Annotated in this window: 17 protein-coding genes and 1 pseudogene; 10 read left to right on the top strand and 8 right to left on the bottom strand. The window is 66.7% G+C overall.

Annotated features, from left to right (window positions below):
* Positions 1 to 1064 precede the first annotated feature (1064 nt).
* The 3 genes from ACF1A1_RS21725 (at position 1065) to ACF1A1_RS21735 (ending at position 3949) form a co-directional block, all read left to right on the top strand.
* A complete protein-coding gene (locus ACF1A1_RS21725) occupies positions 1065 to 1337 on the top strand; it encodes a helix-turn-helix transcriptional regulator (RefSeq protein ID WP_392001935.1) in 273 nt (90 codons plus the stop codon).
* A gap of 149 nt (positions 1338 to 1486) precedes the next feature.
* Complete coding sequence (locus ACF1A1_RS21730) at positions 1487 to 2395, top strand: DUF6083 domain-containing protein (RefSeq protein ID WP_392001936.1); 909 nt, start codon at positions 1487 to 1489, stop codon at positions 2393 to 2395.
* A gap of 81 nt (positions 2396 to 2476) precedes the next feature.
* Positions 2477 to 3949 carry a UvrD-helicase domain-containing protein gene (locus tag ACF1A1_RS21735; RefSeq protein WP_361298766.1) on the top strand — a complete coding sequence of 491 codons (1473 nt, stop codon included), beginning with the start codon at positions 2477 to 2479 and terminating at the stop codon, positions 3947 to 3949.
* Between the two features lie 12 nt (positions 3950 to 3961).
* Here the strand turns inward: ACF1A1_RS21735 and ACF1A1_RS21740 are convergent, their stop codons facing one another.
* The 4 genes from ACF1A1_RS21740 to ACF1A1_RS21755 are packed head-to-tail and all read right to left on the bottom strand — an operon-like array spanning position 3962 to position 10444.
* Positions 3962 to 5941: a TniQ family protein gene (locus ACF1A1_RS21740; RefSeq protein WP_392001937.1), complete on the bottom strand. Its 1980-nt coding sequence runs from the start codon at positions 5939 to 5941 to the stop codon at positions 3962 to 3964.
* On the bottom strand, positions 5938 to 7188 hold the full coding sequence (locus ACF1A1_RS21745) for an AAA family ATPase (protein WP_392001938.1): 1251 nt from the start codon (positions 7186 to 7188) through the stop codon (positions 5938 to 5940). The genes ACF1A1_RS21740 and ACF1A1_RS21745 overlap by 4 nt, the downstream gene beginning before the upstream one ends.
* A complete protein-coding gene (locus ACF1A1_RS21750) occupies positions 7185 to 9542 on the bottom strand; it encodes a transposase (protein ID WP_392002018.1) in 2358 nt (785 codons plus the stop codon). Before ACF1A1_RS21750 ends, ACF1A1_RS21745 begins: the two co-directional genes overlap by 4 nt.
* A gap of 17 nt (positions 9543 to 9559) precedes the next feature.
* Positions 9560 to 10444: a TnsA-like heteromeric transposase endonuclease subunit gene (locus ACF1A1_RS21755; RefSeq protein WP_392001939.1), complete on the bottom strand. Its 885-nt coding sequence runs from the start codon at positions 10442 to 10444 to the stop codon at positions 9560 to 9562.
* A gap of 355 nt (positions 10445 to 10799) precedes the next feature.
* Between ACF1A1_RS21755 and ACF1A1_RS21760 the strand changes: the two genes are divergently transcribed.
* On the top strand, positions 10800 to 13190 hold the full coding sequence (locus ACF1A1_RS21760) for a TniQ family protein (RefSeq protein ID WP_392001941.1): 2391 nt from the start codon (positions 10800 to 10802) through the stop codon (positions 13188 to 13190).
* 168 nt (positions 13191 to 13358) lie between these two features.
* Here ACF1A1_RS21760 and ACF1A1_RS21765 read toward each other — a convergent pair whose 3' ends face one another.
* The gene (locus ACF1A1_RS21765) at positions 13359 to 15083 is read right to left on the bottom strand and encodes a TerD family protein (RefSeq protein ID WP_392001942.1); all 1725 of its coding nucleotides are present in this window, start codon (positions 15081 to 15083) and stop codon (positions 13359 to 13361) included.
* Positions 15084 to 15372: 289 nt separating this feature from the next.
* Here ACF1A1_RS21765 and ACF1A1_RS21770 point away from each other — a divergent pair, with 289 nt between their 5' ends.
* From ACF1A1_RS21770 to ACF1A1_RS21785, 4 genes and pseudogenes are all read left to right on the top strand, one after another.
* Positions 15373 to 16596 carry a VWA domain-containing protein gene (locus ACF1A1_RS21770; RefSeq protein ID WP_392001943.1) on the top strand — a complete coding sequence of 408 codons (1224 nt, stop codon included), beginning with the start codon at positions 15373 to 15375 and terminating at the stop codon, positions 16594 to 16596.
* Positions 16593 to 17264 carry a DUF6308 family protein gene (locus ACF1A1_RS21775; RefSeq protein ID WP_392001944.1) on the top strand — a complete coding sequence of 224 codons (672 nt, stop codon included), beginning with the start codon at positions 16593 to 16595 and terminating at the stop codon, positions 17262 to 17264. Before ACF1A1_RS21770 ends, ACF1A1_RS21775 begins: the two co-directional genes overlap by 4 nt.
* Positions 17265 to 17687: 423 nt before the next feature.
* A complete protein-coding gene (locus ACF1A1_RS21780) occupies positions 17688 to 18458 on the top strand; it encodes a hypothetical protein (RefSeq protein ID WP_392001945.1) in 771 nt (256 codons plus the stop codon).
* 115 nt (positions 18459 to 18573) lie between these two features.
* Positions 18574 to 18868: pseudogene (locus tag ACF1A1_RS21785) on the top strand (ISAs1 family transposase); the annotation flags it as partial.
* A gap of 213 nt (positions 18869 to 19081) precedes the next feature.
* Here the strand turns inward: ACF1A1_RS21785 and ACF1A1_RS21790 are convergent.
* Together ACF1A1_RS21790 and ACF1A1_RS21795 are read right to left on the bottom strand one after the other, a co-directional pair.
* Positions 19082 to 20260, bottom strand: coding sequence for an acyl-CoA dehydrogenase family protein (locus ACF1A1_RS21790; protein WP_392001946.1), 1179 nt, complete (start codon positions 20258 to 20260; stop codon positions 19082 to 19084).
* Between the two features lie 433 nt (positions 20261 to 20693).
* Positions 20694 to 21068: a ferredoxin gene (locus ACF1A1_RS21795; RefSeq protein WP_392001948.1), complete on the bottom strand. Its 375-nt coding sequence runs from the start codon at positions 21066 to 21068 to the stop codon at positions 20694 to 20696.
* 208 nt (positions 21069 to 21276) lie between these two features.
* Here ACF1A1_RS21795 and ACF1A1_RS21800 point away from each other — a divergent pair, with 208 nt between their 5' ends.
* Both ACF1A1_RS21800 and ACF1A1_RS21805 read left to right on the top strand, forming a co-directional pair.
* Positions 21277 to 21642, top strand: coding sequence for a DUF6479 family protein (locus tag ACF1A1_RS21800; RefSeq protein WP_392001949.1), 366 nt, complete (start codon positions 21277 to 21279; stop codon positions 21640 to 21642).
* 64 nt (positions 21643 to 21706) lie between these two features.
* Positions 21707 to 22057 (top strand): hypothetical protein, encoded by a 351-nt coding sequence (locus ACF1A1_RS21805; protein WP_392001951.1) that lies wholly within the window; start codon positions 21707 to 21709, stop codon positions 22055 to 22057.
* A 364-nt stretch (positions 22058 to 22421) separates the two neighbouring features.
* On the opposite strand, the gene ACF1A1_RS21810 is transcribed toward ACF1A1_RS21805, so the two are convergent.
* Positions 22422 to 23282: a fructosamine kinase family protein gene (locus ACF1A1_RS21810; protein ID WP_392002019.1), complete on the bottom strand. Its 861-nt coding sequence runs from the start codon at positions 23280 to 23282 to the stop codon at positions 22422 to 22424.
* Between the last annotated feature and the right edge of the window lie 192 nt (positions 23283 to 23474).

The following is a 23474-nucleotide window of genomic DNA, read 5'->3' on the forward strand; positions in this document are numbered from 1 at the left end:
CGCGATCCGCTCCAACTCGGCACATCCTCGACCAGCGGAGGCATCTGTGTGCGCCGCAAGGCAGAGAGCGGTAAGCCGCAGAGACAGGTTGCCGGCGGCCATACATCCACCGCTCGCCATACGGAGAGCCCAGTCAGCGGCGCTCCTGCGGTCCGGACGCGCGGGACTCTGAGTAAACAACACGCCGTCTAGGAGCTGGGCGGTAACCACGCCGTCGGCTGCCCCAGTCGCAGTAAGCGTTCTGCGGAGCCAATGTGACTGCTCCAACTCACTCCACGGAAGCGGGTCACGGCCCAGACGAAGACTGCGCATCACGCCGGCCGCCAGCCGGACTTTCGCCTCTGAATCCATGCGTAGGGCGCACTGCACGGCGAGCAGCCGGGCCGCAGCACCGGTGTGGCTGGGCAGGGCAGCGGCCAGGTAGCTGAGCATCTCGCGCACCCGAATCTGGTCACCCGGACCCTTGGGCCGCCGGTTGCGACGCCGCGCGACGCTGCTTCCGGAAGACGTCATGGTCACACGCGGGACGCTTTCAGGCACCACGGCGGCCTGTTCCGTCACCGACGCGCATGCCGTACATGCATCCGCAAGCCGCCAGAGGCGGCCGCCCCGCTCGCGGGTGAGAAGTAGACGGACAGGTCCTGCACAGCCACGGTGGCGTGGGTGCCAGCGGCAGCCTCGCTCACGGCACTGGCAGATCCGCATGTATGACGGCAGAGCGTCACGCCGGGCATGTCCCACTAGATGCTCGAGCGCCGCTGAGCGCGCGGAGGCGGCCACGAGCACCATGCCCCCGTGGCCGCACTGCTGACAAACAAGCTGCGGCCCGCCTGAACCGGTCCGCAGTTCCACTGTCCAGGCACGCTGCGTCGCTGAGCGTGTTGTACGGAGTCTCATGGAACGCGCGCTCCTCCCAATCGATCCCGCGCTGTCGTCCTCTCGTGTGAGAGCGACGGCCGCACACGGTAGTGCAGACCTCTGCCCTCTCGCTCGCATCCTCACCGGCAGAAATAGGGCAGAGGTCTGCACTGACAAGGCAGTGGTCTGCCCCGTCGGATGGTCAGGTGACGATCTTCCCGCCCGATCCGGACTTCGAGGCCCTGCGCCTGGAGCTCGCGCGCCTCCGGGCGGTCCGCGGATGGAGCTATGACGAGCTTGCTGCCCGCAGCGGACTCGCCCGGCGCACGCTCATCGAGATCGAGCAGGGCCGCACGATTGGGACTCTGAAGTCCTGGCATGCCCTTGCGCATGCCTTGAACACCCCTCTCGATGAACTCTTCGCCGCCCTGTGTAATGGGCATCAGCCCCCAAGCACGCCGACGGGTGACGGGGATTGAGAGCGGCGGTTGCCATCCGCCCAGATCGGTGACTGGCTACGAACCGGTGTTCGGGCGCTCGAAAATCAGTGGCATCAGATGCGGCAGTCCGGGGGACATGAGCGGTGTGACGCCGGCTGGTCGGCGTGTTGCCTGGCAGGTTCGCCCGCATGCGATCAACACCCCTTCCTTCACGCCATTGGGACGGCAGCCTCTTCCATGTCCGTAGGAGGCGTTCCCTGCGCCTGAGCAGCGGCAGCGCAAGCCGTCTGCTGCGATGCGGTCAGGGTGACCGCTGCCGGGATTGCGGCAACCGAATCGAGTGGTACCACAGCACCAACGAACGGCCCGTCCGCCTGCATCCTCACGAGCTGCCTGCTGAGAAAGTGCCGCCATCGTGCCACTGGCACGTCAGCGGTGGCGTCGCACATCCGGCAGGGGACGGCAGCGGCTGGTTCCGCCTGCCGCACGCCATGGTGTGTCCGGCTCGCGACACCAATCCGGCCGCGCCGGAACTGACAGGGCTGCGTCGCGCTCTGGCGGTCAACACCCGTCGCCTGATCGACAGTGGCGCATTCGTTCCCCCTCCCGCCCTGCCGGACACCAAAGCGTCAGCGAGCACTACCTGCCGTCCGGCCCGTCCCGTCGTGCAGCTCCTGTATCTCCGCTACCTCGCCAATCACCCCGTGGACGAAATCCAGTGCGTTGCCCAGACCCGCCGACGTCACCGCTGCACCAGCCCACTCCTCACCCATGACACGCGGGCAGGTGTCTGGACTCTCCTGCCCTCCACCACATCGCACGGCCAACTTCCCTTGCCTGGCGAGTTCATGGCCGTCTACTCACTCACCGGTCTGTCCTACGCAGAGCAACTTCGCTGGCGGGCTCAACGCTGCCCTGAGCACGCCGCCATTCCGACGGCCGCCGATGTGGCGCTGGTCGAATGGGAGCCCTTCGACCCGCTCCTCCACCACGAGCACATCCGCACCCGGCTCCCGACGCTCGCCCGACGCCGGGCGCCTGCTGGCTATGGCAGCAAGGCACCCCGAGCTGACCGCGCACCGCACCGTGGGAGCTGATGAACTCGAGGACCTTCCCCAGCCGTCACAACAGCCCGTTTCAGCGCTCCGTCCTGCTCCGCCTCTTCCTGAGGAGCCCTTGTGCCTACCCCGACCGACGAACAAGTCCGAGCCGCCGACACCTTCCGGGCGGGACACCACCTCGTCCTGCAAGCGGGAGCCGGTACCGGGAAGACGACCACCCTCGCGATGCTCGCCTCCAGTACAAAACGCCACGGTCGCTACCTGGCCTTCAACAAAGACATCGCTCGTGACGCCGCCGCACGCTTCCCCCGCACGGTGATGTGCAAAACGGCCCATGCGACCGCGTATGCGGCGCTCGGGCACCGCTATGTGAGTCGACTCAACGGCCCACGCCAACCAGCCTGGAAGACCGGCCAGGCCCTCGGTATCACCCGGCCCGTCCGCATCGGTGATCACGAGATCAGTCACAAGACGCTCTCCCACACGGCGCTACGAACCGTGACACGCTTCTGCTACTCCGCCGATCGAGCTCTGGCTCGCCACCACGTGCCGCGCCTTCGCCGACTGACGGCGAACGACGAACACGCCGAGCTAACGGACGTCGTCATGCCGTTCGCGACCAAGGCCTGGGCCGATCTACAGGATCCCGAGCAGGGCGTGGTCCGCTTCGAACACGACCACTACCTGAAGATGTGGGCCCTGACTGAGCCCAAGATGGCAGCGGACTTCCTCTTCCTTGACGAGGCCCAGGACACCAACCCGGTGCTGGAGCATGTCTTCAACGCCCAACGCGATCATGCCCAACTCGTCATGGTCGGCGATTCTGCCCAGGCCATCTACGGCTGGCGCGGCGCACGCGACGTGATGACTGACTTCGACGCCACTGCCCTCACGCTGACCTGCTCATTCCGCTTCGGCCCACGTCTCGCCGAGCATGCCAACCACTGGCTCGAACTCGCCGAGGCACCCATCCGTCTCACCGGCAGCGAATCCATCCCTACGGAGGTCGGCGACGTCACCCACCCGCACGCGGTGCTGTGCCGCACCAACATCGGCGCCATGGCCGAAGTCATGCGTCTCCTTTCCGCAGGCCGCCGAGTCGCTCTGGCCCGCGGTGGCCACACGCTTGCCGCACTTGCCCTGGCGGCTCGTGACCTCAAGGAAGGCCGCCGCACCAGCCATCCGGAGCTCGTCCTCTTCGCGTCTTGGGGAGATGTGCAGGACTACGCGGCGTACGACCCCGCCGGCGGAGACCTCCAGCCCTTTGTCGACCTCGTCAACACGCATGGTCCGGACGCCATTCTCACCGCGGTCAACGAGCTCACCGGCGAGGACCGTGCTGACGTCATTGTGTCCACCGCCCACAAGGCCAAGGGCCGAGAATGGCAGACCGTCCGCATCGGTGAGGACTTTCCACCGCCCAAGGACACTGACCAATGCGACGCCGAGGGCCGCCCAATTCCGGAGCCCATCAAGGACGCTGACGCACGCCTCGCATACGTAGCCGTGACCCGGGCACGCCGCCGCCTCGACCTAGGGGGGTTGTCTTGGGCCGAACCGCCAACAGTTTCCAGCATGATTGCAGGCTGATGATTCTGGCGGTCAGCGAACCCCGAGCCACCAGGTAGCCCCTTCTTCCTCTCGGCCCTGCACATGTTGCTCAGCAAGGACAGCGTCCGTAATGAGCTGGCTGCCGCGCGTCTGATCGCACACGAGTGCCAGACGACTTGCGAAATGCCCCAGCCGATCAGCCAGCAGTGCTTTCTCCCCCTTACGCCGGCAGGCAGCTCGCAGGACCTGGTTCAGGCTGGCGACCACGTACTTGGTGTCGCCTCCGGACGCACGCAGGTCACGGAGAACAGGACTGTGCAGGTAGTCGCCTTGAGTGACTTGAGCCCAAACCAAGACGGTCGCGGCTGCCGGGCTAGGCGAGGTCGGTGCGCCACTGAACGTATTGAGTCCATCGGACAGCTCGCTCCATGCTGCTTCGGACAGGCGCCAAGAGTGCAAAGCGCGACGTCGCTTCGCGTAGTCGATGCGTTGTGGATCTGAGTCCAGGTCACAGGCGATTCGTTCAACTGATCGGTCGAATTCCGCCCGCGACTTCGTCGGATCCAGTACTTGCTTGAGGACTCTGAGGCTCTGCTGTGCTGTGGCCCAGGGAATACCGAGGGCTTCAGCGCACTCGGACCACGTGCCACCTGCCGCCATCTCTGCAAGCTTCAGTGAGGTGGCCCGGCGCAGATGGCGGATATTCCAGTTTGTGAGGGGACCCATGCGTTCCTGGAGCGGGGTGAAGTGAAGGGCCGCACTTGCTGTGGGCAGTAACGCTGAAACGTGCTCGATACGGAAGACGCACTCCCGCGATGGTGTTCTGAGGCTGGAGCCACGGTGGCCGCCCGCCCGGTAAAAGCCGTTGAACTTACGAGCCAGTGCACGGGCGAGAACCGGTGAGAAATCCATACGACGGAAGCCTGCGGCCTGGTTCGGCGTCAGCCGCTCGAGTGCTGTGCGCGCCAGCGGGTGCACTCGGTCCCGGAACTCTGCATCGCCTTCATCCCGGTGGCTGAGAACCTGGGCGGCCGCAACGAGGAGGGCGGCGCATTGAGCTGGATCGTCAGGAGCAGGCCACGGACTGGATGACCGTTCGCCCCGGTCGTGCGCCTGATCCAGCTGCCGGGCGATTACCGTTGCATGGCTGTCGATCAGTGAGCACAAGCGTGCCGAGCCGACCAGGGGAGCACCTAACGGCCAGCTACATTTGATGAGATGAGCGACGGCGACCAGATCGAGGAAGAAGTAGGGATCATTCTTTGTGCGGTGGGAAGGCCCGGTGAACAGGTTCCGTTCGATGCGGAGCTGGAGAGCGAGAACGCGATCAAGTTCCTCGGGCGTCATCATCGGTGCCTTGCTGGGTGACCGATCGAGCCAGGCTCCGCAACAGCGGTGGCTCTCGGTCGTGGCCGAGCGGGCGCTGTCCAGCGGCTGACGGCATTGTGCCGGATGGAGCCCGATCGCGGCCCGCTGCATGAGCAGGCCGGAGCGTTCCGTTCCGGGGGGCCGGTTGGCCAGATTGCCGCACTGTGGGCAGGCACTGGACAACAGCGCCGCGTGCTTGGTACAGGCGAACACGACGGGGAGGTGCCATCGGAGCTTCCACGCACCACCAAGTGCATCCTGTACTGGGCTTCCGTTGCCGGCCAGGCATTGGGGGCAGAAGCGGCTGGACAGGTTGATCGCCCAGCGCCGTCGCGCTGCGGCATGGTTACGACCTTGGTCCAGACGGGTCGTGCGGAGCGGCGCGTATGTCGAGGCGAGCCCCGACCCAGCGAGGGTGAGCCCCTGTGCTTCGGCAGAGGAGAGCCGTGTGGCTTCACCGAGGGTGGCAGCGGGCTGCGGAGGCAACGTGAGCAGATAGTCGGCGGGCAGGCGACGGTGCATGGTGCTGAGCCCGCACAACTTGCCGATGCGGGCAGGCGACCGTTCCAGTCGGCAGGCGAGTCGGAGCAGGAATCCGGGCAGCGACTCTTCAGGCAACGGGGCCAGGCTGCGGGCTAGTGCCCGGCTCTCCAGCCGGTTCACCCCGCCGACCCGGCGGCTTCCGGACCAACGTCGTCAAACACGGTGTTGCGGCCCTTGGGCTTCTTCTTCGCCGTTGCTTCGTGCGGCGGGATAGTGGGCTGTTCGCCGGATGCGGCGTCGAGGTCGGGCATGTCGCCGGGGGTGACGGTGAACTGGTTGAGAAGGCATTTCGTCAGCCGCTCGCTGCCGTCCTCAATGGCGAGTCGCAGTCCGCGCTGGATGAGCTTCTCCAGTACTCCTACGATGCCCCCGGTGCGGCGGAACAGGTACTCCGGCATGTCGCCGTCGGTGAGCATGCCTTTGGTGTCCGCCAGGAGCCGCATGTGGCCCTCCAATCCGCGCAGATGGGTAATCCAGGCCTTCATCTCCTTTGCAGTGCCGTACCGAAAAGGACCCATATCGACCACCTGGAAGCGGCGCTCGTGCTGACTGGCGGCGTGGTCGTTGGGGCTGCGGCCGCGGTCCCTCACCGGCGGATAGATCCACTCACCCGTCTTCGGATCACGACTGCCATCACGCAACAGCCCTGAAGTGGGGATGCCGACGCCGACGAGCACGAGCGTGACGGGCATGCTCATCATCTCGCGGATCAGGTCCAGGACGTCCTGATCGGCTTCTCGATGGAGCTTGAGGCGGGTGATGTCGTCGATCACAAGCGCCTTCGTGGCGTGCTCGATGATCGCCGTTTTGACGGTGCGGATCAGATCCTCAAGCCGCATGCCCTTGTAGTCCTCGCCGTAGAAGTCGAGGATGCGCTGACAGGTGGAGATGGGAGTGGCCTTCACCGGGCAGCGTACGTAGGCGACTGGTGCGACCAGATCGCGAGTGCCGGGCATCGCATCCGGGTTCATGTAGTTGTGCAAGTGCAGCCACTCCTCCATGAAGAGCGCCATCGCCTCGCACACTGTTTCCGTCTTGCCCTGGGCGCCGTCCCCATTGACCATGATCCCGCCGCGCGTGCCGGCCTTGTGGCTGAAAGCGCCTTCCTCGACCCTGGCTCGTACCGCGTTGGCGACTCTCTCGCTCATCGGGGTGGCCTCGATTGGCAGGCTGCTGTGCGTGGCGATCCGGTACAGGTTGTAGAGTCGCTGCTGGCGTCGTGACATGCGAGCAAACTCCTCTGCTGTGAGCACGGGAGCGGGAATGAAGTCCTTGCGGGTCTCGCACCAGCGCTGCCAGCCTTCCCAGGTGGTGCGATCCAGCGGGGGTCCGGGCAGGAAGGAAGGATTGCTGCATTCGGGGCTCACTGGCTGGCTTCTTCCTCGGTCCTGGCGGTCGGCTGGCCAGGTTCCTCATCGTCGAAGTCGTCATCAGGCAGGGCCATAAAACTTGAGGCACGCAGCCGTTCGGACAGATCCTGGGGCGGAGCGGGCTGCTCGGGCACAGCGGCCTCCCGGCGGCGTCGGCGTTCGCGGGTCACCGCATCCTCGCCCTGCTGAGCGTGCTCCTTCCAGCGCAGGGGGACGACCTTGCCGTCGCCGGAGCCGGCTCGAGCTGTCGGAACGGCGACGACGGGTGAAGGCATTGCTTCTTGCTTGGCTTTCTTCTTGGCTGTGGCGCCTGTGGGGCGGTCGGCTGCTGCCGCGGCCGCCTGAGCCACCTCACGTGCATGCTCGGTGCGCTCTTTCTTCGACAACTGCGTCGGCCATTGGTCGACCGGGACTTTCTTCCCAATCAACTCCAGCAGTACGGGGAGTAGTTCGGTGTCCGCCTTGGGCGCGAGGCCCCGTCGGCGCAGCTCCCGCATGGCTTCGCGTACCCGGGCGTCGCTGAAAGCCGGCACCTTGCCCTCGTCGGGCAGCCCCGTCCAGCGCAGAGTGTGCCAGTCGTGCGTGCGGGGGTCCTGGAAGAACACGAAGCACGGATCGCGCGGGTCGCGGTGGATGATGTATCTGTTCTTGTGCCGCCCACCGCGACGTGAGAGCTCACCGCGGTAGGGATCCAGGGCGTCGCCGTCGTACCAGAGGTTCTTGATCTTCACGCCGCGCTTGCCGTGGATCATGACTTTGTGCCGCGGCAGCAACTGGTAGTACAGCTCGGCAGACGGAATCCGCAGTGCGAAACCGCCTTGGGCCATGGCCGCGGCGAACAGGCTGTTGGGACTGTGAGCGCCGCCTGGGTCCCAGCTCGGCGCGTACGAGTCGAAGCGCCGATTCTGCCAGACCTTCACGATCCACGTGGCGATGAGATGTTCCAGCTCCGCCATCGTCAGGCAGGCGTCGCCCTCCGGGTCTACGCCGCGGTCGGCGGTGTCCACGCCCTGATAGCCGGGCAGGATGCCGAACACCAGTGACTGGATGGCGCCGAACGTCCGCTCCACGGACCACTTGTCGGTGGGCCGCAGTACGCGACTGGGCTTGATGTTCGCTTTGATGACCCGCTGCACTTCGACCAGATGATGGTTGCGGTAGACGGCGCCGTGGTCGGTGGTGACGGTCTCGGGGGCGAAGAACGGAAGCCCGGCCACCTCGTGCCCGGCGAAGTCCGCGACCACAGTGCCGGGGACACCGGGGTAGGCCCATTCCATGTCCTGGCCCCAGTCCGGACGCATCGGCAGCGGCATCATCATGTCCCGTAACACCATCGCCACGTCCATTGAGGTGTCGGAGACGAGACTGAGCCGGAACGCGACGATCGAGCGCGTGTAGACATCCAAAGCCAGCGTCAGGTACACCGACACCGGATCGCCGAACACGTTCTCCAGGACCTTGACCGGCAGCACCGTGGTGTCCAGGGCCACCACCTGTCCGGGCCGGTGCACGACGACGTGCCGGCCCGTCGCGTACCCCTTCGCTTTCGCCGCCGATCGTGCATATCTCTGCCGAGCCCCGTTGGAGCCGAACCACTCCCTCCAGATGGCCCGTAGGGTGTCGTATCCGGGGATCTCCTCGTGCTTAGCGTCAGCGAACTTGACGTCCGCAGCGCCGAAGACCTCGCGCATGTACTGGTGAATGAGGCGTTCTTTCTCCCGCATGGTCAGTCTCGAGCGGTGCTGCGCCTCGGCGTACACCGCGTACAGGGCCTCGCGCAGTTCGGACGAGATCTTGTGGCCGGTCGCCTCCCTCAACCACCTGTCATCCGCCACGCCCACGGGACCGTACCTACTTTGTCCGGTACCCCAGCGCACCAGCGTGCGCAGACTCACTCGGTGCAGGCCGTTGGTCTTCGCCTGTGTGGGTGCTTCAGCGGCGGCTCGGCGTAGTTCCTGTACTTTCGCGAGCCGACGCTGGGTGAGCGTCGTGGTGTCCGGGTCGTACTGCTGGCGCGGTTCGTGAGGCAGCGCGGCAAGCGGGTCGCCGCTGCGGTAGCCGGTTTCGACCTCGCGCAGGTGCTCCAGTCGGAGCAGGACGATGGTGCGCTGCGCCGGTTCCAGGTCGTCCATCGACTTCGGCTGGCGACCCCGGTCAGCGGCCGGCAGGTCTGTGCGGGTCCGAGTGGAAGGGCGGCAGTCCGGACGATGGATCAGTTCGCTCACCGAGGTCTGCCACGACTCGCCATCGTCATTGACGAGCGTCACCCGGCCCAGGTGAGGCAGACAGGACTGGATCCGCCAGGCGGCGTCGCTGACGATCAGCTCTGCGCCCGGTTCCAGGGTCCACATGGCCTCCACTGCGGTGCTCACCGCTCAAGCCCCCGGTGTTGTTGCCGCGGAGCCAGCCGGATCGGGCTTGCGTCCCCGAACGGTACGGAGAGATCCACGCCGAGATTCCGACTCCACAGCAGATGAATCGCATGCGCCCGGCCGATAGCCGGCAGGCAGCAGCGCTCGACCAACTCTCCGTACGACATGAGCCCTTGTGCGGCCGTCTCCTGCAATTGCGCCTGGATTCCGAGTACGTCTGGCAAGGGGCGCCGCTCCGCCGACAGCGCGTCCACGTTGGCCAGCACATGCTGGCGCCACCCCACCACGACGCCGTACCGCCAGCCTGCTGAGAGTGCGGCTTCCGCTGAGGCGGCAAACTTCAAAGCGTCTTCCGCCGTGATCCGGCCGGCCGGACGTACGTCGATCAGGAAGAGCCCGGAGTCAGTCACCAACAGGAAGTCCGGCGTGTGCTCGATCTTCCTCCCCTCGGCGATGAACTTCAGCCGGAACGGCTGAGACAAGGCCTCCAGCAGCCCGGCGGCGAAGTCGGCGACCAGCAGCAGACACTCTTCCTCATGGCTCTCAAAGCCATGGTGGCGGTCCGTCGCCATCACGTACTCGAGCCCCGGACGGTGGAACTGGTTCGTGCGCCACGTGAAACGGCGTACAGGAATGCTCCGCCCGATGTCGACCTTGTCCAGGTCGCGCACTGGGCCAGTAACAGTGCCCCGGCCGAGCTTCCACGTCGTGGTCCAGCGCACGGGCCAGCTCTCGTCGAGATCCAGCGACTGCACGTGGTCCGTGAACCCGGCATCCAGGATTGCAAGATCCTCAAGACGGCACGCGTCGGACCATGCGGCGTCGGAGGTGCGCGTCGACGATCGGCAGGACCAACCGTGCTCCGGATTTGTCGAGTTCACCTGCTGCGACTCCTCTGACCGACTTCACCGACATCGCCCCACTGGTCCGTGCGCTCAGAGCGTCATGACGGTACGACGTACCTCGCAACCTGAGGCAGCCACTCCTTCGGGAGTCACGCGATTGAGTGAATATTTCACCGTTTCCCTTCTGTGACAGCAGGCGAGCTGAAGTGTTGGACTCGTTTAGCGCGGCACGAAGTCGCGATCTGGGCCATCGAGGATGTGCCGCAGCACTGCGGCACTGCCCGGGCGGGCGCTCCGCGGAGGAAGCTGGGGCTTGGGCGTTGCCGGAATGTCAGCGAGGTCGAGTCATCAGCAGACCTGTTGTCCAACCCAGGACGGAAGGAATGGCAGCATGGCGCCCCAACAGCTCTCGCGTAGTCTCACGCCACTTACAGGGGAGTCGCTGCCCGGATTCCTGCTTCGCACCGCATACCGGCTTGAGCGCTCTCCCGCCCGGGTCGCTGAGCTGGTCGGCCTGGCGTCGCGACATCGTCGGATCGCCCACGCGCATCTTCGAGCCATGCCTGAAGAGGTGATCCGGGAATTCGCCTTGAATGCGCGTCTGGCAGAGCGCGAAGCCGATGCTCTGACCTTGAGGAGATTCAATCAGACGTATCCGCCGCTCAGAAAGATCCGGACGGACAGCAGAACGATCGGTAACAGTGCCGCAGTCAATTGGGCTGTTGCTGGCTCCGGCCGGTACTGCCCCGACTGCCTGCGAGGTGACGGCTCAGCCGTCGAAGAAGCCTTGGGGGGAGCTTGGCAGTTAGTGTGGCATCTTCCAGTTGTCTTCGCCTGCGTTCAGCATCGGCGTCTGCTGGAACACCGCTGCCCGGCCTGTTGTCAACCGCCCGAGGGTGCGGGTCGTAAGCGGAACAGCTTGATCAACAATTCTATACTGACCGGACTACACCCCCTGCAGTGCCGTAACGCTCTTACTCGTAGGGGGGATAATCCGCTCCACTGCGCCAAGCCCGCCCACAGTGTGCCGTGCGGAATGCGACTTGACCGCGTGAGCCGAGATCCAGAAAGCGCACTGCCAGACAACGATCTGGATCATCTCCTTGCCCTGCAATTGCGCATCTTGGAGTACCTCTCGCCACAGGCCCAATCCCGGGATGGGGGCGTCCGGCCTGACGGGTACTATTTCTCGGACTTGATCGCAACTGCCCATCTGATCAAACTGACGTGGCCTCTGGGTGCTGAATTCCTTCCATTCGCCCGTCTGCAAGGCCTCGTCCAAGCTTATGTGGAACCTTTGCTTGCGCAGATCACCGCCCGGCAACAGAACCAGCGGCAGAAGGCTGCGGATAATCGACGAACGAAAATCGCCCCCAGTGACTCCGCCCTGTGTGGAGCTCTCCTCGCAGCAGCCGATGTGGCGCTGGGAAATCGTGAACTCCTCACGCTACGACCTCGCGTACAGCCCCTGGCTCGGGAGGCATACCGCAGGGCAAGGAGCTACGCCGGCGGTGTCTGTAGAAGCACCGACATCTCACCGGCTCTGGCCCGCGCCACCACATGGCGCATCCATAGGATGCCTGTTCGGGTCGAGTTGCGGGCCGGGCACTCGACTCAACACCACTTCCGAGTCGAAGAAATTCCGTCATTCCTGCCTCTAGCATTGGTCGATCAGTACTTTGCCGAGCTTGTTGAGCGCCTTCCGCGCTTTACCACCACGATCGAACGGCACCTCCGGCGGGCCGCACCGCTGCGGCTTGCCGAACTGAAGTCAGGCGCAGCTTGGGACGACTGCGCACCAGCGCTGGGAATTCATCCCGGTCTTGCTCGAAGTACCCTTAAGCACCTCGGGCGCCAACTGGAGGCGCACTTCCTTTGGCCAGCTTTCGAAGAGGCTGTCGAACAGATCGCCAGATACCTGGACACGACATCTCAACGTATCAACTATGCCAACAGGCGCAGATGCTTGACTTTATGGCGTCTGCCGCTGGACGACTGGCTCACCATGATTGACGGGCTTCCTGGACTGGAGAGAATAAGGGAGCAGGCGGACCCGGCAATGGGCTCGGCCCTAGTCTGGGCTGAAGTAACTGAAGGAGAGCGCATGCGCAGTCCGGTTGTGCTCGACCTTCTAGAATCTGGCGAGGATCGGCGGGCGCTCTGTGCACTCCTTTACCGGATGGGTAATGGGGCGAGAGGACCGAGCCTGCGGTTGCGTCGACGGCTTCACTTATATGCCGAACGCCTCGCGTCTTCTTGTGACCAGAACCGTGAACCGGCGGTCTCAGTGGGTGAGGTAATCCGTGACGAAGAAGCTGTAGCCGCTGGTTTGATCCAGGAGGAGAGGCCACAGGTGAATCTCGATGCGACGTCACGTGTTGCAACCCTGAACCGCGCGGTTCGCGAGTTGAAGGACCCTGTAGGGCAGATGGCGCCGGAGGGTCTGTGGGAGCTGTTCCAGCGTGTAGTCCCGACGCCATCCGACCGGGCAAGCAAGGCGACATCTCAACGCATCGGCAACCGAGAGGCTCTGGCCGCGATTGTGTTCGCTTCGACCTCAGGGTGCGCGTGGCCACTACTCCCATCGGGATTCGGCATGTCGGGCCAGACCGCCCGGCAGAGGTTCATTGAGTGGACCGAAGCCCATGTGTGGACGGAACTGTGTCAACTACTCCGTGACGGGGCTGGAAGCCATGGTGACCTGGACTGGTCGCGACACGCCATCGACGCCGTCAGCACGCGAGCAGGCAAGACACAGCACAAACGGCGCCGAATCGTCTAATTTCTGCCGGGATGATCCAGAAATCGGATCGGCTGGCACCGCTGGGTGTTCGAGAGAACGGCGTCCTGACTGGCTGTCGGCGCTTCCACTCAGCACGGTGCTCTGCGTGGTGGCCCACCCCGGCGGCGCACTGGACTCCCTTGCCCCGCCCGCCCGCCGGTCGCAAGATCAAGCGACGTCGACTCCATAGGCCCGGGCGAGGCCGTCAAGCCCGTCTGCCCAGCCCTGGCCGAGGGCCCGGAGCTTCCATAGCGGGTGGCCGTCGACACTATGCCGATAGAGCTCGGCGATGACCATGGCTCGGATGGAAGGGTCGGCGGGAGGTTTGAAGGTCCATCCGACGCCGCCTGCGCAGTCGAGATCCAGGGCTGCGTGGGTGAGGGATCCGCAGGTCAGACCGGTTTCGACGTCCATGTTGATGGCGATGGCGACCCGCTGCACCCCATCGGGCAGGGCGGACAGATGGACGATGGCGCGTTCGACTGTCTGGTGGCCCTCCTGCTGTTTGCCGAGGAGGCGTGCGCCACCGTCGGCAGCGGACGGCTGGTTGTAGAAGACGAAGTCCTCGTCACCAGAGACCCGGCCGTCGTTTCCGACCAGGAACAGGGTGAGGTCGGCGTCGGCGCCGGCGAAGTTGAACGAGACGCGAAGTCCCTGCCAGGCTTCCTCGGGCAGGACGAGGTTCTGGCCCGGAATGAGCGCAGTGGACGCCGTCGGGGGAACACGGGGCGTGGGGTGGGACGGGGAGAGAGTCTGCTGCTTCCACTCGGCGAATGACCTGATCCGGTACGGGTCGTCGGCCCTGGCCGGGGGCTCGGAGGGTGCGTTGGCGCCGAGGGTGATGTCCAGGTCGGCGAGGGAGGACTCGCCGGAGTCGGAGGCGTCCTGGGCGCCGTCCAGCAGGTCTTGGAGGCCAGGTACGCGGGTGGTGTCCAGAGGCTTGAGGGTGCTCGAGAAGTTGCCGGAAGCGGTGGTGGTGACGGAGCAGGCCAGGTCCTGACCGATGTCCAGGAAGCGCAGGGCGTCCTCCGGCTCCCGCCAAGGCGTCGAGTCGATCGCGTGCCGTGTCCAGCGGCCGTAGGCGACAAAGCCGAGTCGCTGAGTGTCGGGCAGACGAGTGAGGACGGCCAAGTCGATGGCTTCGATGCCGGGCGCTGTTGCGAAGCCCTCTTTGAGCGTGGCGACGATATTGGAGCCCATGGCCGTCAGCCACCACAGGATCCGGTCGCGTTTGGTGAGGTTCTTCAGGGTGGGGCGCCCGCTGGTTGTGAGGCCGGCGGTTTGGGTGGGCATCGTGTCGAGGTCCTGCTGTCGCATGACGACCGACAGGACGGAGCCGTCCACGCCGACTGCGCAGCCGGCGGCAGGGTTGTCGGAGAAGGCGGTGTTCACTGCCTCGCAGACGGTGGCCTCGTCGTTGGAGAGCAGTGCCTGCCACCACTGTCCGGCCTCCGTGATCATCTGTTCCCGGACGACGTGCAGACGTTCCGTCTCCGTGGCCAGGTATTCGGGAGCGTCATGCTGGGCGCGCTGTTTGGCGGCAGCGCGCTCGGCCCGTGCCAGGCGGCCCACTCCTTGCAGGTGGAAGGTTTGGGCCTCGGCGAGTGCCCATGGCAGACCGAGATGCGGAGCGGCTGGGATCAGGGGCGGTTGCGCGGCGGCGAAGGACTGCAGGTGGACGCTGGTCATCTGCAGTCTCAGCTTTTGCAGTTGAGCGATGGCGGCGTCGCGCTCCGCCTCCTGTTGTGCTCTTTCTGCCTGGCGGCGCGCTCGCTCCAATTGGGCGGCCGAAGGAGTGACCGACCGGGTCTGCGTGGTACGCCGTGTGGTGGTACGTCGACGACCGCCGCTTAGGGAACTGGACGCGTAGAAAGGGCCGAGGCCCGTCGACACCCTCGCTCCGCCGCTGCCCACACTGAGCCTCGCCGCACGTGGCCCCAGAGAGGTCCGCACACCGCGTGTTGAGACACGCACACTCATCCCAGGCACACCGACACGGAATCCGAATCCCATGGTCCACCCCTTTCCCGGGGGCACAGTGTGGCACTAGCAGATGCTTCTGGAGTACGAGCGAGGCTCATCCGCCCCTGGGGAAGTTCGTCAGGGGCGAATTCTGTCCAAAGCCGGGACGGTCGGGCGTCAGGGGTCTACCGTTTCCCTCTCGGCGATCAAGGGGGTGAGGATGCAGACGACGTCGTTGCGTAAAGGGGAGAACACCGGGCTGTTGACGGCGCCGGTGGTACTGACGGTGTCGGTTCAGGGGTTGGCCGCGGATGTCTCGGCACTGTTACTCGGAGCGAACGGCAGGGTTCGGACCGACGACGACTTGGTCTTCTACAACCACCCGGCTCAGGACGGCGTATCAATCACCGGCTCGGCGGTTACGGCCGATCTTGTGCGCGTGCCGACTGACGTGGACAGACTGGTTGTCGTCGTGGCCGATCCGCTGCAGCCGGGCGCGGTCTTCACCCGTGCACCGATTCTTTCCATCTCCCAGACAGGCTCGCCGACCAGGTCGTTCACAGCGCCGGACTTCACGTCCGGGGAGACGGTCGCGGTGCTGGCGGAGCTCTACCGACGAGATGGCGGATGGAAGATCCGCGCAGTGGGACAGGGCTACGCCTCTGGTCTGGCTGGTCTCGCGACCGACTACGGCGTCGATGTCGAATCCGAGCCAGCCGCAACCCCTGTGCCACTTCCCGCCCAAGGACGCCAGCACTCCAGTTCTGCGTGGCCTGCGGTGGACCTGTCCAAGGTCGAACGGCTGGCCCCCGGACTGCTTTCTCCAGCACGACAGGCCGGCAAGGCCCTTGCGGACCGGGACATCACGAACCGGCGGGCTGCGGTGTACCTGATCCTGGATCACGACTGGCACATGGAAGAGCTGTACGAGTCATTCGCAGTGCAGGCTTTCGCCGAGCGCGTCTTGGCGCTATCGGCCAACCTCGATGACGACGGCACTGTGCCCGTGGTCTTCTCCAGCGGACGGGAACCATTCCTGGAGGAGATCCGCCTCGACAACTACCGCGGTCGCATCGGGCAGCTGCACACTCAGGTCGACTGGGGGTGGGGCAATGTCGCCGACGCCATGCGTCGTGCAATAGGGCACTACCAGGAGTCTGGGGCCGCTGACCCCGCCTTCATCGTGACTCAGGTCGGTGATGAGCCCTGGGACAAGGCCGAGGTCCGTTCCCTGTTGCAGAACACCGCATCCCTCGGGGTCTTCTGGCTGTTCGTCGGGTTCGGGCGCGGCAAGCTCGCCTTCTACAAGAACCTCAACGCATCCGTCTCCGCTTCCTTCACCAACGTCGCCTTCTACGACGCGAGCAAGAATCCGGGATCTGTGCCCGACGAGCGGTTCTATGCAGGGCTCGTCGATGCCTTTGCTCTCTGGTTGCGGCATTGAGCCAATCGCCGCTTATTCACCGACTGAGTAGCCTGATCACCTCTGATCAGGCCGTATCCAATCTCCGGCGCTACTTCGGCACCGGCCAGCTCCCTGAAGCAGCACCGTTCACGGGTAGTCGTTTCGAGCAACTGGCCGGCGGAGGGGGCCGTCAGGCGGTCGCGAACGTCGTGACCGCCGATGATCTGATCGCTGTGCAGACCCTGTCGGTCAGGATTCCCGCACAGGCCGCCCTCGACCTCCTTGAAGGCGATCTCGGTGTTCGGTTGTCCAAGCTGCTGAGCAGCGTTCCCTTCGACATCGACATGGCCGAAGCCGAGGCTGCCGACCTGGCCGAAGGGTCGCCGGCCCACACCGCCTGGCGCGTCCTCTGCAACCAGACCGGAATCGGGTGGGTGACGGCCGGCAAGCTCCTCGCCCGGAAGCGGCCGCGGCTGCTGCCCGTCTACGATCAGGTCGTTCGCTGCATTCTTGGTCGGCCGAGGTCGTTCTGGCTCGACCTGCATGGCGCGCTGAGTGCCGACAATCACGCGCTGCACCGCGAACTGTTGGCCCTACGGCAGTCCGCCGACCTCCCCGCGACCGTCAGTGCGTTGCGGGTGTGCGACGTGGTGCTCTGGATGCATCACCGTACGGACCATCAACAGAGAAGCTGCATCGGGGTCTGAAGTCCGTCAGCCACACACAAAAGAGCCCTCTGCCCAGGGCCCCGGGGAGAGTCACGTTCGCCCGTTTGATGACGGGACGCCGTCGAGGGTCAGGACGGCCTCGGGTTGACCGTGTGCGCGTCGGGCGCTGACGGTGTTGGCCCAGCCGACGCGGTAGAAGTGGCGTGTGCCGGGTCGCGCAGGGCGGTCATGACGGCGGGGGTGCGGTGGTGCTGAACCTGGTTGGCGTCCTCACCTGTCGGGGATCACGGGCCGGTCGCGGTGCGGCTGTGCGCTCCAGAAGGATGGGCAATCCCGACGCGAAAGAAGAGCAGACTCCATGTCAACGCTGCCTGAAACACGATGAGTTGAGGAGACATATGCGATGGTGTCTTCTCCGCCTGTCGCTGCGGAGATGCCGACACGTCTTGAACGGAGTTTTCCATGCAGAAGGTCATCGACTACATCGAAGAACATCGGAAAACGTACGAGAACCATGCATTCTTCACTCGCCTGCTCACCGACGAGTCGCTCCCCGGAGAAAGGCGTCTGGCGTGGGGGCCCAGCGTGGTTCCCTTCATCATGGGCTACTCCGACCTGAACAAGTACGTCTTCCGCAAAGACGAAGGCAACGCCCGGCCCGATCAGCTGCAGGCCCTTCTGAACGCGCACACGTACGAAGAGGACTTCCACTGGCAGTGGATGCTGACCGACCTGGAGAAGCTGGGGGCCGACAGCAGCATGCCCCTGTCGGACGCCACGCGGGTCCTGTGGAGCGCCGACTTCAGCCACTCTCGACGTCTCTGCCTGGAACTGGCCGCGCTCGCCGCGGGCGCCCCCACGTACGCCGTTTTCGCGATGGTCGAGTCCATCGAGGCTGTCTCCATCACGATCTTCACCCACTGCCGGGGAATCGCCCTGCGGGACGGTCGCGAATGTGAGTTTTTCGGCACCAAACACTACATGGCGGAGGCGTCGCACAGCATAAAGGCGCCCGAGGTGGAAGAGAAGAGCCTGCCGTCCCTCGACGACGCACAGCGCGAGGAAGCCAAGCGGGTGGTGGACCGCACGTTCTCGCTCTTCGACAACTGGTCCGGCTCGCTCCTGCGGTTCGCTCTCGAAAGCGGGGACCACGAGCGCACGTACGAGAGGGTGATCCAGGAGAGCAAGGACCTGCTGCCGGAAGCCGAGGCAGTGGCCGCTGCCGCCTTCTAGCCTCGATCGTTGCAGGTCAACTGCAGGCCCCGGGGAGAGTCACGTTCGCCCGGTTGAGTGTGTGACGCTGTGTCAGCCCTGGGTGCAAGGCGAGTACGGCCCCTTGTGATCATGGTCCGAGACCGTCTACGTGGTCACCGATCTCGCCGCCCACCAGGCCGATCCGGCCGAGATCTCAGCGTGGGCCCGCGGACACTGGATCATCGAAAACACTGTCCACTGGACCAAAGACGTCACCTTCGCCGAGGATGCCAGCCAAGTCCGCCGCCACGGCACCCCCGCTGTCATGACCACCCTGCGCGATCTGGCCCGAGCTGCCCTCCACCGCGCCGGACGGGCCAACATCGCCAGCGGACGCCGCGCCCACACACCGCCGCCGAACAGCTCTCACCCTCCATGGCATCCCATGATCAAAACGGACGAAGGCCACTCTCCCCGGGGCCCTGTTCTCTGCCCGGAGAGCAGATGCCCACACGCTCCCGGCGAGAAACCCTGTGACCTGCGGTGTACCAAAGTGCCAACTATCTCTCTGATTCCGTACCTGGAGGTGCTGAACCTAATTGGCATCAGTGCAGGTCACGAAGGTTGTCCAGTGCCAACTAGCGATCCTGGTCACAAGCAGGTCAGCGCCGGACCCGGGGCATCCCCAGGCCGATCCAGGAGATGATCTCCCGCTGGATCTCGTTGTTGCCGCCGCCGAAGGTGAAGATCACGGCGGAGCGGTAGCCGCGTTCGAGTTCGCCGTGCAGGACGGCGCCCGCCGAGCCCTCCTGGAGGGCGCCGGGGGCCGCGACGACCTCCATCAGCCAGGCGTAGGCGTCGCGGCGCGCCTCGGAGCCGTAGACCTTGACGGCGGAGGCGTCCTGCGGGGTGAGGGTGCCGTTCTGGAGGGCGCCCACCATCTGCCAGTTGAGGAGTTTGAGGGCGTCGAGCTTCACATGGGTCTGCGCGAGCCGGCGGCGCACCCACGGCAGGTCGACCACCCGGCGGCCGTCGGCGAGCTTGGTCTCGGTCGCCCAGCGCTGCACGTCGTGCAGGGCGCGGATGGCCATGGTGCCGTGGGCGGCGAGGGTCACGCGCTCGTGGTTGAGCTGGTTGGTGATCAGCCGCCAGCCGTCGTTCTCGGCGCCGACGCGGTGGGAGACGGGGACGCGGACGTTCTCGTAGTAGCTGGCGGTGGTGTCGTGCGAGGCGAGGGTGCGGATCATGGTGCAGGAGTAGCCGGGGTCGGTGGTCGGCACCAGCAGCATGGTGATGCCCTTGTGCGGCGGGGCGCCGGGGTCGGTGCGCACCGCGAGCCAGACCCAGTCGGCGGTGTCGCCGTTGGTCGTCCAGATCTTCTGACCGTTGACGACGTACTCGTCGCCGTCACGCACCGCACGCGTCTTCAGCGCGGCGAGGTCGGTGCCCGCGTCGGGTTCGCTGTAGCCGATGGCGAAGTCGATCTCGCCGGAGAGGATCCTGGGCAGGAAGTACGCCTTCTGCTCGTCGGTGCCGTAGCGCATGATCGTCGGGCCGACCGTGTTGAGCGCCATCAGCGGCAGGGGTACGCCGGCCTGGGCGGCCTCGTCGAAGAAGACGAACTGCTCGGTCGGGGTCAGGCCGCGGCCGCCGTACTCCTTCGGCCAGCCGACGCCGAGCCAGCCGTCCGCGCCGAGCCGCCGGATGGTCGCGCGGTAGAAGCGCTTCGCGGCGACGGGGTCGGCGTGCCGGGCGTAGGCGTTGTCCGGTACCAACTCGGCGAAGTAGGCGCGCAGTTCGGTGCGCAGCCGCAGCTGCTCGGGTGTGTGGTCGAGGTGCACGGCGCCTCCTGGCTTCCCAAGGCCGGGGTCCTGACGGCGCACACGGTAGAACGTGTTTCAGTAATTGGGAATGGCGAGTGCGGGGCGGATGACGCCGCGCCTGTCTGGCGGGAACGCCCTCGGCTCGCCCGCCCGACGCTCACGACCACCCGCGCGGGGGGTCGACGCCCCGCGCCTGCCCGTGCGGGGACGACACCCCACGACCGCCCGCGCCCACGCCAGGCTCGCCCGCCATGCCGACGGTCGACCAGCTCGGGCCGGTCCCCGCACCCTGGAACGGCTGCCGACGCGGCTGACCCCGGGATTCCGAGGCCGCCGGGATCCCGAGGCCGCCGGGCACGCGGACCGGCTGTCCCGCGCCGCGCGTCACGGGCATGCGTCCGATGCCGCGCGAGGCGGGCACCCAGGCAACACGGGTGCCGGTCGAGGCGCCTCAGACGAGCGTGGCCATGAAGTCGGTGCAGGCCTGGGCGCACGCGCGGCACGCCGCCGCGCTCTCCTCCGCGCCCGGCTGCTTGTCGAAGACGTGCGCGCACTCCAGGCACACGGTCCGGCACCACTCCAGCTGGACGCGGATGCCGGTCTCGTCCATCCGGTTGTCCTCGGACAGCACACGGCAGGTCGCGTCGCACACCTCCGCGCACATGATGCCCTTGCGTCGTACGAGTTCCTGCAGTTCCGTTCCGTCCGGATCCACGAGGCTCGCGCGCACCGCACAGGCGCGGGCACACTCGGTGCACGCCTGGGCGCAGGCGAAGCGATCCTCCAGGAACCGGAACAGCTCCTGTTGGGATGTCGTCGAAGTCACACACGGCGGGTAGCCGGGCCGGGCGGCGCCAAACCAGCCGACGCTCCGCCTTCGGCCCGTTCGGACCCTGGAGGAGGACCACCCGGCCGGGCGCCGACCGGGCTCGCCGCCCGCGGCCCCTTCGGGTGCCGCACGCGACGGGACACGCACACAGAGCAAGGGGTGCAGCGGGGCGGTTCATGACCTGTTGCAGGGGTATTCGCCTGATATGAGTAGCGCAAGCATGCAGCTGGCCGCATCGAGCGGCCTGCTCAGCCTGGGCATGTTCATGGTCGGCATCGTCCTGGTGGCCCTGCTGGCCGGCAGCTTCTGGCTGGGCGCGCGTATCAAACTGCGCGAGCCGCCCCGGCCGCGCCCCGAGGAGCAGCCGCACCTGCCGCCGGACGGCCCGGTCCACGAGGTCCGGGAGAACCGGGAGCCCGACGAGGTACCCCACATCCCCAAAGGCGGTCGCCCGCTGACCCCGTACGAACTGACCAACATGCAGACGCGGTCGAGCACCTCCAAGACGCGGCCGCGCTGGGGCCGGGGCAGCAGCGGCTCGTTCGGCGGGGGCGGTCTGGGCGCCCACTGAGTGGGCCCTCCCGTCCCGTGCACGGATGCCGCTCGAAGCGACCTTGCGAACGGAAGTGAGATCCATGGCCGAGCACGGCCGCAGCACTCTGCCCCTGCCCGACTACGACCACCTGCCCCTCGGCGGCCTGGAGAGCCGCGTCCGGTCGCTCACGGCCGGGGAGGTGGAGGAGCTGCTCGCCTACGAACGGACGCACGCCGACCGGCTTCCGGTCACCGAGCTGCTGACGTCCCGTCTGGAGCAGTTGGAGGCGGGCGCCGAGCCGACCTCGGGCGATCCGAGGGCCCTGCGTCCGGAGCAGTCCCAGGGGCACACGGGCTCGCCGGTGTCGCCGGCGACCTCACCGCAGCCCTCCAGCCCGCCGCCGCACGGCACCCCGGACCAGCGGGGCAAGCCGAAGGGTGACCGGACGTAGCGGTTCCCCGGCCGCGGACGTAGCAGTTCCCCCGCCGCGGACGTAGCGGTTCCCCCGGCCGGGCGCGCGGTCGTCCGTGCGCCGTTGCCGCCGGAGAGAAAGGGCCCGGGCCACCGCCCGGGCCCTTTTCCGTGCTCGCGCAGGGCACACGGGGCCACTGGTCCGGGGCAGGGCTCACCAGGCCAGTGACCACGCAGGGCTCACGCAACGCGGCCGGTGCCCGCGCAGGGCTGACCAGGCCACCTCCGCAGGCCACCTCCGTCGTGCAGACCTCACGTGATCGATGCCCGCGCAGGGTCCACCTGGCCAACGGTCACCAGGGCCCACCCGGTCACTGGTCACTGGTCATGCAAGGCCCACCCGGTCACTGGTCCCGCAGGGCGCGCGTGGCCACCGACAGCGTCTGCTCGGCGTAGGTCCGGCCGAACAGGACCGCGTGGACGAGCAGCGGGAAGAGCTGGTGGAGACCGACGCGGTCGGGCCAGCCCTCGGCGAGCGGTGCCGCCTCCTGGTAGCCGTCCAGCACCTGCTCCAGGTGCGGGCAGCCGAACAGCTGGAGCATCGCGAGATCGGTCTCGCGGTGTCCGCCGTGCGCGGCCGGGTCGATGAGCCACGCGTGTCCGTCCTCGCCCCACAGCACGTTGCCGTTCCACAGATCGCCGTGGAGCCGCGCGGGTGGCTCGGCGGGACCGGCCAGCTCGGGCAGCCGTGCGCAGAGCTGCTCGACGACGGCCGCCTCGGCGGGGCGCACGGTGCCGTCGTCGACCGCCGTGCGCAGATACGGCAGCACCCGGTGTTCGGCGTACCAGCCGGGCCAGTCGTCGCCGTCGGCGTTGCGCATGGGGGCCAGCCCGATGTAGGCGTCCCGGGGGCCGCCCGGAGGTGGCGCGCCGAAGGCGGGGGCGCCGGTGGCGTGCAGGGCGGCGAGGTCACGGCCGAACCGGCGGGCGGCCTCGGGGCTCGGCCGGCCGGCCGGCACCCGGTCGGACACCAGCCACCGTTCGTCGTGCCCGTGCACGGCGGGGACGCGGACCGGGCCGGCGTCGGCCAGCCAGCGCAGGCCGGCGGCCTCCGCGCGCACCGCGCCCGGCCCGTCGCCGCGCTTGACCACCACCGTGCGGCCGTCGTCGAGGTCGACCTCGGCGACGATCGCGGACAGCGGGCGTTCCTCGAGCGCGGCAGCTCCGGTGAGGCGGGTGGCGACGGCGCCGGGGGCGTCAGACATGTACACGACGCCAGGGTAAGGCGACGCGGGTGGGCCCGACGAGACGCGGAGCAGGTGCCGGCGGCGTGCGCGGCAGGGGTTGGGCCGGCCGGAGTTCCGTCGTCCGCCGGGAGGGCGGTCATCGGTGTCCCGACCCTGGGCCCGGTTCTCCTCGGACACCGCCCTCGCGGTCGACGACCAGGCGCCCTACGG

Origin of the sequence: Streptomyces sp. NPDC014995 (assembly GCF_043080745.1) — a bacterium.
Lineage (GTDB): Bacteria > Actinomycetota > Actinomycetes > Streptomycetales > Streptomycetaceae > Streptomyces.